A 10,273-nucleotide genomic window follows, 5' to 3' on the forward strand; every position below is an offset into this window, starting at 1 on the left:
AGCGCTTTTCATTGCTGCCCGCCGTGTCAGTGGATGCGCATTATAGGGATGCGAAGAATTAACGCAAGCACTTTTTGTAGAAAACTACTAAAAACTTACCTTTCGCGCAAAAAACAAGCTAAAGGCAGTAAAAAACACAGTTTACTGTACAAAATACAGCCAACTTTTCTCGAGAGGATCTTAAGTATTATCGAAATTAGGTAATACGCAAGTTTTTAAATAAAAAAAGCGCCACTATTTTTAATGGCGCTTTTATCAATCAACTCTGAATTAGTACAAGATACTATATAACTTACGACGATACTTAGATGCCAAGGCATCGCCATCAGGTAAAGAAGCGATAATTTCTAGATAGGTTGGTTTTGCATCTGCGTAGTTAAGATCTTTTTTAAGTACATTAAATAGCATCTCTAAAGCCTCTTCTTTACGACCCGCGCTATTAAGAGCATTACTTAGTTCTACTTTTATCTCTAAATCATTTGGGTATTTTTCAACTTTATCCTGCAGTGCTTTTATCTCTGGTGAATCTGTTGCAGCTAATGCTTGTTCACATTTTGCTTGAATATTTGTGAAATACGCATCACGTTCATTTTCTGCAACCGAATCTAATAATGCTTGTGCATCTTCTAATTTATGAATTTGAATACAGATATCAGCTAAAACTAACTTTACACGAGTATGGTTTGGATCAAGCTCATAAGCCTGCTTTGCATAGTTAAAAGCATTATTTAAATCTTGATTAATTAACGCTTGCTTAGCTTGCTCTAATATTAACTCGTGTTGAGCTGGTAAATGTTTGGCTAGCGCATCGCGAATTTGCTGCTCTGTTTGAGCACCCGGTAACATATCTACAGGCGCTGAATCTTTTAACATCACAAGCGTAGGTAATGCTTGTAAACCAATTTGCTGCGCAAGTTGCCCTGCAAGGGCTTGCTCAACATCACAATCTAATGTCGCTACTAATAAATGCTCACCATACTCATTTGCTATTTTCTCTAAAATTGCAGCTTGCTGATGACATTCTGGGTTTTGCGCAGAGTAAAAAGTAAGTAGTACTAGCTTTTCAGCGGACGTTTCACCCAATGCTTGCTGCAAATTTTGTTGGGTAAGTTTTATCATATTATTCATTTGATCGATTGCACTATATAAGTATTTAGGTTTTTATATAGTGGCAAACATAACAATTACAAGCCCCACGGGTCGAGGTCATTATGAAATTATCTGCTATTTCTGCAGCTTTATTACTTCTTAGTCCATTCGCACAAGCAACAACGCTCGATTTAAATCTCAAAAAAACTATGCCTGAAATTGAAAAGCTCTATTTAGACTTACATCAATCTCCTGAGCTGTCTTACCACGAAAAAGAAACTGGCCAAAAGCTAGCAAAGCAATTAAAACAACTGGGCTTTACTGTTACAGATAATGTAGGTGGTTATGGCGTTGTTGGTATTTATAAAAACGGTGATGGCCCTACAGTAATGATCCGCACTGATACTGATGGATTACCAATTGTTGAGCAAACTGGAAAACCTTACGCTTCTAAAGTGACTGTAACAAATGATGCTGGTGCAACCGTTGGCGTAATGCATGGTTGTGGTCATGATATTCACATGAGTTCATTTATTGGCACAGCACAACAGTTAATGACACATAAAGATCAGTGGCAAGGTACGCTAATGATGGTCGCACAACCTGCTGAGGAAGTTGGCGGAGGTGCAAAAGCAATGCTTAAAGAAGGGCTTTTTACTAAGTACCCTACTCCAGACCATGTTATTGGTTTACATGTAAGTGCGAGTGTTCCTGCAGGTAAAGTTAGCATGAAAACTGAGTATACGATGGCAAGTGTTGACTCTGTTGATATTACTGTAAAGGGTAAAGGCGGTCACGGTGCCTATCCACATACAACAATAGACCCTGTTGTGATTGCTTCACGTATTGTATTGGCACTGCAAACTATTACTAGTCGCGAATTGTCACCACTAGAACCTTCAGTGATCACCGTTGGCTCAATTCATGGTGGCTCTAAACACAATGTCATTTCTGATGAAGTAAAACTACAACTTACATTGCGTAGTTATAACCCTGAAGTACGTTTGCAACAAATCGCAGCGATTAAACGAATTTCTAAAGGTATTGCATTAAGTGCTGGCCTTGATGAAAGCTTAGCACCTGAAGTATATGTGCATGAAGATGAGTCAATTCCTTCGACTTACAATAACCCCGCACAAACCAATATAGTGCGTTCAGCAATTGCTAATGCTATTGGTGAAGACAATGTACTTGAAACTGAAGCTGTAATGGCTGGTGAAGACTTTGGCCTTTATGGTCGTACAGAGCAGCACGTGCCAATTACTTTGTTTTGGTTAGGCGGTGTTGAACCGAGTCAATATGATGCAGCAATGCAATCTGGCGCAACATTACCTTCTTTACACTCAAGTAAGTTTGCACCTGATTACAAAAAGGCGCTTCCTACAGGGATTACAGCGATGAGTAATGCTGCGGTTGCCCTATTCAACAAAAAATAGTTTAGGCTGACTTAGCTCTGGGCTTAGCTTTTCTTTTAAAACGTCGCTTTTGCGGCGTTTTTGGTAACTGAGCAAAGACTTGGCTGTCGCACTGCTTAGCTTGCTCAACTAAAGCATGTAACTCTGCCAACAATGGCGTTAAAAATTGCTGATAACTCATGTGTTGCTCAGCTATATTCCCTAACGATGCTTCCCACTTGGCTGTTAAGTCAGGGCTAGCAAGCTGCTCTGGTAGTGTACTTATGAGAGCTTTACCTGTTGCGGTAGCTAGAATGTTTTTACCCTGACGCTCTAAAAAGCGGCGTTTAAATAAAAGCTCAAGAATACCAGCCCGTGTGGCCTCAGTGCCTAAGCCATCAGTTTCTTTGAGGATCTTTTTAATTTCTGGGTCTTTCACATAGCGGCTGATGCCTGTCATAGCACTCAATAAGGTAGCATCAGTAAAATGCGCTGGCGGTGTCGTCATTTTGTCTACCACTTCACCTTGAGTGCAATGCAGCGGCTGACCTTTTTCAAGTGGCGGTAAGGTTTGCTCATCTTTTAACTCTGTTTTGCCCATTAATGTTTTAAAGCCTAAGCTAACATCTTGCTTAGCAGCAGCTTTAAAAAGCCCACCCGCAATTTCGACCGTTACTTTGGTTTCATTAAAAACATAGTCTGGATAAAACTGGATTAAATAATGACGACAGATCAAGCGATAGATTTTTTGTTCATCACTATTTAATGATGCTGAGCGAAGCTGTTTTTCGGTAGGAACAATAGCATGGTGAGCTGCCACTTTGCTGTCATTAAAACATTTACTCCGCTTACTGGTATCAGCTTGCTTGCAAGCTTCACTTGCTTGACCTTCATTATTGGCGATGGCAGCAATAATACTCGCTGCATCTTTATGATGCTCTTTTGGTAAATAGCGGTTATCTGAACGAGGGTACGTAATTAACTTATGACGCTCATACAAGTTTTGACAGGTATCTAACACTTTTTGTGCAGGCATAGAAAACGCCTTTGCCGCATCAATTTGTAAAGCCGACAAGTTATAAGGTAACGGCGCTTGTTGCTTTTTTTGCTTTTGTTCAAGCTCAACTATTTTAGCCGGTTGATTAGTTATGCGTGACACTACATTTTCAGCAAGCCCTCTATGTAATACCCGCCCTTCTTCATCTTGATAAGGTTCACATGCTTTACTTGGCTGCCACTTTGCAGAAAATGTTTGCTGCTGAGTTTCAAGATGAGCTAATACTTCATAAAAAGGTTTCGCTACAAAGTTAGCTATTTCATTATCACGATTAACGACTAAACCTAAAATAGGCGTTTGAACACGCCCAACAGATAACACATTACCAAATCCAGCTTTTTGCCCAGCAAGCGTATAAGCGCGAGTTAAATTCATGCCAAATAACCAATCAGCACGTGAGCGAGCTAAGGCAGACACACTCAATGGAATAAAGTCGCGATTCGACTTTAAATTATTCAGCGCTTTTTTAACTGCACTTAAGTTTAAGTCGCTGATTAAGAGTCGTTGAATTTGCTGTTTTTTAGCTTGGCTAAGTTTAACCTGTTCGATCACTTCATCAACCAATAACTGACCTTCACGATCAGGGTCGCCAGCATGAATTATTATACAGGCCTGCTTAATGAGCTTTTTTAATACAGTGAGTTGTTTACGTGTTTTTGCTTTAGGTTTTAATTGCCATTTTTCTGGCACAATGGGTAAATGCTCAAATCGCCACTTTTTAAAACTTGCGTCGTAATCATCAGGTTCAGCTTGCTCAAGCAAATGACCAATACACCATGAGACACAATCACCATTACCTAGCTCTATATAACCATCATGCTTTTTTTGTGGTTTTGGCAGAGCATCTGCAATGGCTCGCGCCAAGGATGGTTTTTCGGCAATGTAAAGTTTCATAACGCAACACTAAATACTGTTTTTATAAACAGTAGTCTAGCACAGGATTTTTAACGAAGAAACGCCTTATGCTTGCTGGCTTCGTCGAGTAAAGAGGTAGATAAGCGGTAGGTAACAGACGACCACAGTACCAATATTGATTAGCGGTAGCAGGGTCTTGTACATGTAGGTGCTGTAAGACAAATCCCAAAGGTGGCGGTCAACTAAACGGAACAACTGTAAAATGGGCGCCATTATCACAACCAACTGCCCTAAAACACTTTGCCATAAGTAGACCTTATCTTTAATACCCAAGTAAGCAATGATTGCCATCCAAGCAATATCATTAAAAGCCCAAACGACATAGCGCCAAATATAAATGTCATCAAATTCACGTAAGCTGCTATGAATTAAGGTACCGTATAAAAAGAAGCATGCTGTTATTACGGAAAAGAGAAATGCCTGCCAATCTTTGCGGAGGTAGAAAACGAAAATAGCAGGGCTCAGAATGAACACCCAGCTATTATTTAAAATTGAGATGGTATCTACAAACCAATCAGGCAAAATTAACGAACCTTATTCTGTTTTACCATCATCGTCGCCACCGCCATTACCAGGCATGTAGCTATATTTATCAACTTTTTTCATTTTTATACTCCATTACATGTGTTAATGAAGTTTCACTTTAATTGATTTATTGCCTTACATCAATAGGGTCAGATTCGTGTGCTTTACCTTGCATAATAGAGATTTCAACACGACGATTTCGCCTACGGTCTTCATCGGTCACATTCGGTACAAGGGGTCTGGTTTCTGCGTGACCTACAACCATCATACGAGACTTATCAAAACCTGGCGCTTTTTCCATTTCACTTGCAACTGCCACCGCACGCTTTGATGATAAATCCCAGTTGTTAGTATAAAGCTCATTCGATACTTGGAAGTCATCAGTGTGCCCTGACACGGTTATTTCACCCGGCACATCTTTTAACAACGTAGCAATATCACGAATAATAGGTTTAAATTTTGGCTGTAAAAAAGCACTACCCGATGGGAATGAACCATTCTCACGAATGCGAATAATAATTTGCTGGCCTAATGACTCAAGCTCAATTGCCCCATCCATTATTTGCTGTTCTAGCTGCTGGGCAATTTTTTTCACAAGCTCATTTGTTTGTTCTTGATCAGCCGCCGAAATTGACTGCTCCAAGGCTTGTTGCTGAGCCGTACTTTGCGATTCACCACCACGTTTATTACCGCGCTGTTCTTGACGACCACCGGCGGAGCTTTCGTCGCCAGCCTGAAACTCAAGCATTTGTTGCGTCATTTCTACGGTTTGTTGTTGAATCGTTTCAATAGGAGTGGGTTCAGGTTTACCCGGAGTGAACTCCATGGCAATGACCGAGGTTCCCTTTGGAATATCTTTTACTTCAATTTTATTTTGTACACCGAAAGCAAACTTCATAGAGCCGGCAATTTGCTTAAACTTCAGTACGTCCATTTCCGAGAAGGCAAGTAAGAGTACAAAAAAGCACATTAATAATGACATTAAATCTGCGAAGGTTCCCATCCAGGCGGGTAAACCCGGTGGTGGACATTTGCACTCTTCATCTGACATACCCTACTCCTCGGTATCAACTTTACGTTTTGATTCGGCTAAGTAGTTTTTCAAGATACCTTCAATTACTTTCGGGTTTTGACCATCTTGAATACCCAGTACCGCGTCGAGAATTAAACGTTGATTAAGTGCTTCCTCATCTTTACGTAGCTCTAGTTTTACCTGAATTGGAATAGCAACAACGTTTGCTAAAAATGCACCATAGAGAGTAGTTAAAAGTGCAACCGCCATAGCAGGGCCGATTGCTTTTGGGTCATCCATGTTTGATAACATAGCAACCAGACCGATTAGCGTACCGATCATACCCATTGCAGGAGCGATATCGGCAAGTGATTTGAATAATCCAGCCCCTAGTTCATGACGGTTAGCAGTAAGAGAAATATCTTTTTGCAATGTGGCACGAACAACATCAGCATCATGACCATCCACTAACATATCGACTCCTTTGCGCATGAAGCCGTTGGGGATTTCGGCTTCTTCTAATGCTAAGAAACCACCTTTACGTGCTGAATCAGCTAATTCTACTGCTTTTTCAATTAATTCTTCTGGAGATTCGATTTTGAACATAAAGGCTTTTGCAGCGACTTTACCTATGCCCAAAAATTGCCCCATAGTGAAATTCGATAATACGATAAAAATCGAACCACCAAATACAATGACCACCGAAGGCGTGTTGTAAAACATTGCAACTTGGCCGTCACTACTTAACACCATCGACATAGCAATTAAGCCTATGGCACCAAGAATACCTATTATGGTTGCTAAATCCACATACCCCTCCAGAGGAACAATTACACGACACCCTCAGGTATCAAATTTTTATTATTAACTGCTTATCGGCAAGCAGTTGAAATACTTAAATCATTAAATGAATTAATTTTATTTTAATGTAAGATTTTTAAGCTACAAGTTTATGCTGTATCTAAAACCGTAAAAATAGCATATTGAAAATGGATTATGCGTAAAAAAACACATCATTCTTTGACCTAGTTTAGCATTCCCCCTAAAATTGGCCTCACTTTCTAACAGCTATCGAGGCCACAATGGCAACAAAGAAACCAGAAAACTTAAGCTTTGAAGAAGCGCTGGATGAATTATCTCAAATTGTTGCACAAATGGAGCAAGGCGAATTGTCACTAGAACAATCACTAAAACAATTTGAACGCGGCATTGCACTGGCAAATGCTTCGTCTGGTAAGTTACAACAAGCCGAACAAAAGGTTGCCATTTTAATGGGTAACGATAGCCAAGCTCCTCTTAGCAATTTTGATTCAAACTTGGACTAATTAAGTGCAATTAAAAGAACAACTACAACGCGCTCGTGAAGACGTTGAAGCACATTTAAACCGCTATTTCGAACTACCACTTAATACCGAAAAAACTATCAAAGAAGCCACCCATTACGGTGTTTTAAATGGTGGTAAGCGCTTACGTCCTTATCTTGTATATGCGACCGGTCGAATGATGGGCGCAAACAAGGCCGATCTTGATATTCTTGCTGCCGCTATTGAGTGTATTCATAGCTACTCTTTAGTCCATGATGACTTACCAGCGATGGATGATGATGACTTAAGACGTGGCCGCCCTACTTGTCATATTGTCTACGGCGAAGCGCAAGCCATACTCGCGGGTGATGCATTACAAACACTGGCATTTGATTTAATCGCCAACCATCAATTTGCAGTTTCAGCTACGCAACAAGTAAAAATGATAGCCTCGTTAAGCAAAGCCTCAGGTATTGAAGGTATGGTAGGTGGGCAAGCACTAGATATTGAAGCGACCGATAAAGAAATTACAGTTGCGCAGCTAGAGCGCATTCATCAGCTAAAAACGGGCGCCTTGCTTAATTGTGCTATTACACTTGGTGCATTGAGTGCAAAAAGCTGTGATGAACATACCCTCGCGCAATTAAACCTATTTGGCCAAGCAATAGGACTGGCTTTTCAGGTACAAGACGATATCCTTGATGTAGAAGCTGATACTGAAACATTAGGTAAACCACAAGGTTCAGATATTGCAGCTAATAAAGCAACTTACCCTGCTTTATTAGGTATGGCTGGCGCAAAGCAAAAAGCACAAGATTTACTGGCTCAAGCTCATCAAGCTCTTGAGGCTATTGATTACGACACCAACGAGCTGGCGAGCCTTGCTAGCTATATCGTTGAACGTAATTATTAATGCCAAAAAAAGAAAGACAAAATAACTAAAAAATCAGAGCGGCAATGGGCTATAATGCACTCTGGTTAGCGAAGGATGTATAAAAAATCATGACACTTGATAGTAGCAAGTATCCATTATTAAGTTTGGTTGACGAACCAGCACAACTGCGTGATTTAGCGCAAGACAAGTTACCTGCGTTTAGTAAAGAGTTACGCGAATACCTACTTAACTCGGTTTCGCAAAGTAGTGGTCATTTAGCATCAGGTTTAGGCACTGTTGAACTAACCGTCGCGCTGCATTATGTTTATAACACTCCTGAAGATCGTTTAGTATGGGATGTGGGTCATCAAGCATACCCGCATAAAATCTTAACGGGTCGTCGTGACCAAATGCATACTATTCGTCAAAAAGACGGTTTGCACCCTTTCCCATTCCGTGAAGAAAGCCCTTACGACACTTTCAGTGTAGGCCATTCGAGCACCTCAATTTCAGCAGCCTTAGGCATGGCCATTGCTGCAGAAAAAGAAGGTAAAGATCGTAAAACTGTAGCGGTTATTGGCGATGGTGCGATCACAGCGGGTATGGCATTTGAAGCGATGAATCACATGGGTGATGTAAACCCTAACGTGTTAATTATCTTAAACGATAATGAAATGTCGATTTCAGAAAACGTAGGTGCACTAAATAATCACTTTGCCCGTATTTTATCTGGTAGCTTCTACACCAATATTCGTGAAGGCAGTAAAAAGCTTCTTTCTGGTTTACCGCCAGTGAAAGAACTTGCCAGCCGCATGGAAGAACACTTAAAAGGTATGGTCATTCCAGGTACTTTCTTTGAAGAGTTAGGCCTTAATTACATCGGCCCAATTGATGGTCATGATGTTAATATGATGGTTGATACCTTACGTAATATGCGTAACCTTAAAGGCCCGCAATTACTACATATTAAAACGCAAAAAGGTAAAGGTTATAAACCTGCTGAAGCAGATCCAATTGGCTACCACGGCGTACCAAAATTTGACCCAAGCATGTCAAAATTACCAAAATCAAAACCTGGCGCTGCCACATTCTCAAATGTGTTTGGTGACTGGTTATGTGATATGGCGGCTCAAGACGACAAGTTAATGGCAATTACCCCTGCAATGCGTGAAGGCTCAGGCATGGTACGTTTTTCTAAAGAGTACCCAGCGCAATACTTTGATGTAGCAATTGCCGAGCAACATGCTGTAACGCTTGCAGCTGGTCTTGCTTGTGAAGGGTTGAAGCCTGTTGTTGCTATTTATTCAAGCTTTTTACAACGTGCGTACGACCAACTTATCCACGATGTAGCATTACAAAACTTACCCGTTCTATTTGCTATTGACCGTGCCGGTATTGTTGGTGCTGATGGTGAAACTCACCAAGGCGCCTATGACTTAAGCTTTATGCGCTGTATTCCTAATATGATTATCATGGCGCCTAGCGACACTAACGAGTGCCGCCAAATGCTTTACACTGGCTACCAATGCAATCAACCTGTGGCTGTTCGTTACCCACGTGGTAGTGCCGGCACGTGTGAAGTTGAATCAACCATGAGCGCGATTGAAATCGGTAAAGCGCATGGTATCAAACAAGGTAATAAAGTGGCCATCTTGTCGTTTGGTACGCTGTTAGAGAACGCCAAAGTAGCCGCTGATGAGCTTAACGCAACAGTCATTGATATGCGCTTTATCAAGCCTCTTGATACTGACGCTATCAGTAAATTACTCAGCAGCCATGATGTCATTGTTACCCTAGAAGACAATGCCATTGCTGGCGGTGCAGGTTCTGCTGTGAATGAATACTTAGCTGCAATCAAAGCCGATGTGACTATCTTAAATTTAGGTATTCCAGATGAGTTCATTAAGCATGGTACGCAAGATGAAATGCACGCCGAAATGGGCCTAGATGCAAGTGGTATCTTAACTAGCATCAAAGAATTCATGGCTTAAGCCAAACAGCATTCACTAAAAAGGAGCCTTAAGGCTAATGCTGATCAGTTAAGAAGTTGATCAGTTGACCGATCAGAATGATCATGCACAATCCGTAGTTAGGCAACTAACT

Annotated in this window: 9 protein-coding genes; 4 read left to right on the top strand and 5 right to left on the bottom strand. The window is 40.9% G+C overall.

All coding sequences use genetic code 11. The annotated features are described in order from the left end of the window. Nucleotides 1–270: 270 nt before the first annotated feature. Nucleotides 271–1,128 (bottom strand): tetratricopeptide repeat protein, encoded by an 858-nt coding sequence (locus HUS62_RS21700; RefSeq protein ID WP_175081125.1) that lies wholly within the window; start codon nucleotides 1,126–1,128, stop codon nucleotides 271–273. An 83-nt stretch (nucleotides 1,129–1,211) separates the two neighbouring features. Here HUS62_RS21700 and HUS62_RS21705 point away from each other — a divergent pair, with 83 nt between their 5' ends. Next, nucleotides 1,212–2,525, top strand: a complete 1,314-nt coding sequence (locus HUS62_RS21705; protein ID WP_175081126.1) for a M20 family metallopeptidase — start codon at nucleotides 1,212–1,214, stop codon at nucleotides 2,523–2,525. Between the two features lies 1 nt (nucleotide 2,526). On the opposite strand, the gene HUS62_RS21710 is transcribed toward HUS62_RS21705, so the two are convergent. The 4 genes from HUS62_RS21710 to pomA all read right to left on the bottom strand — a co-directional run bounded on the left by HUS62_RS21710 (nucleotide 2,527) and on the right by pomA (nucleotide 6,802). Beyond that, nucleotides 2,527–4,434 carry a DNA topoisomerase III gene (locus tag HUS62_RS21710; RefSeq protein WP_175081127.1) on the bottom strand — a complete coding sequence of 636 codons (1,908 nt, stop codon included), beginning with the start codon at nucleotides 4,432–4,434 and terminating at the stop codon, nucleotides 2,527–2,529. Between the two features lie 66 nt (nucleotides 4,435–4,500). Further along, a complete protein-coding gene (locus HUS62_RS21715; RefSeq protein ID WP_175081128.1) occupies nucleotides 4,501–4,977 on the bottom strand; it encodes a hypothetical protein in 477 nt (158 codons plus the stop codon). Between the two features lie 130 nt (nucleotides 4,978–5,107). Further along, a complete protein-coding gene (locus tag HUS62_RS21720) occupies nucleotides 5,108–6,031 on the bottom strand; it encodes a flagellar motor protein MotB (RefSeq protein ID WP_175081129.1) in 924 nt (307 codons plus the stop codon). 3 nt (nucleotides 6,032–6,034) lie between these two features. After that, nucleotides 6,035–6,802, bottom strand: a complete 768-nt coding sequence (gene pomA / locus HUS62_RS21725) for a flagellar motor protein PomA (RefSeq protein WP_054552564.1) — start codon at nucleotides 6,800–6,802, stop codon at nucleotides 6,035–6,037. A 272-nt stretch (nucleotides 6,803–7,074) separates the two neighbouring features. On the opposite strand from pomA, the gene xseB reads away from it, so the two are divergent. The 3 genes from xseB to dxs all read left to right on the top strand — a co-directional run bounded on the left by xseB (nucleotide 7,075) and on the right by dxs (nucleotide 10,161). Next, nucleotides 7,075–7,317, top strand: a complete 243-nt coding sequence (xseB, locus tag HUS62_RS21730) for an exodeoxyribonuclease VII small subunit (RefSeq protein ID WP_054552565.1) — start codon at nucleotides 7,075–7,077, stop codon at nucleotides 7,315–7,317. A gap of 4 nt (nucleotides 7,318–7,321) precedes the next feature. Continuing rightward, nucleotides 7,322–8,209, top strand: a complete 888-nt coding sequence (ispA, locus tag HUS62_RS21735; RefSeq protein WP_175081130.1) for a (2E,6E)-farnesyl diphosphate synthase — start codon at nucleotides 7,322–7,324, stop codon at nucleotides 8,207–8,209. Nucleotides 8,210–8,298: 89 nt separating this feature from the next. Continuing rightward, on the top strand, nucleotides 8,299–10,161 hold the full coding sequence (gene dxs / locus HUS62_RS21740; protein WP_175081131.1) for a 1-deoxy-D-xylulose-5-phosphate synthase: 1,863 nt from the start codon (nucleotides 8,299–8,301) through the stop codon (nucleotides 10,159–10,161). The last annotated feature ends 112 nt before the right edge of the window (nucleotides 10,162–10,273 follow it).

It is taken from the genome of Pseudoalteromonas sp. 0303, assembly GCF_013349995.1.
Taxonomy (GTDB): Bacteria; Pseudomonadota; Gammaproteobacteria; order Enterobacterales; family Alteromonadaceae; genus Pseudoalteromonas.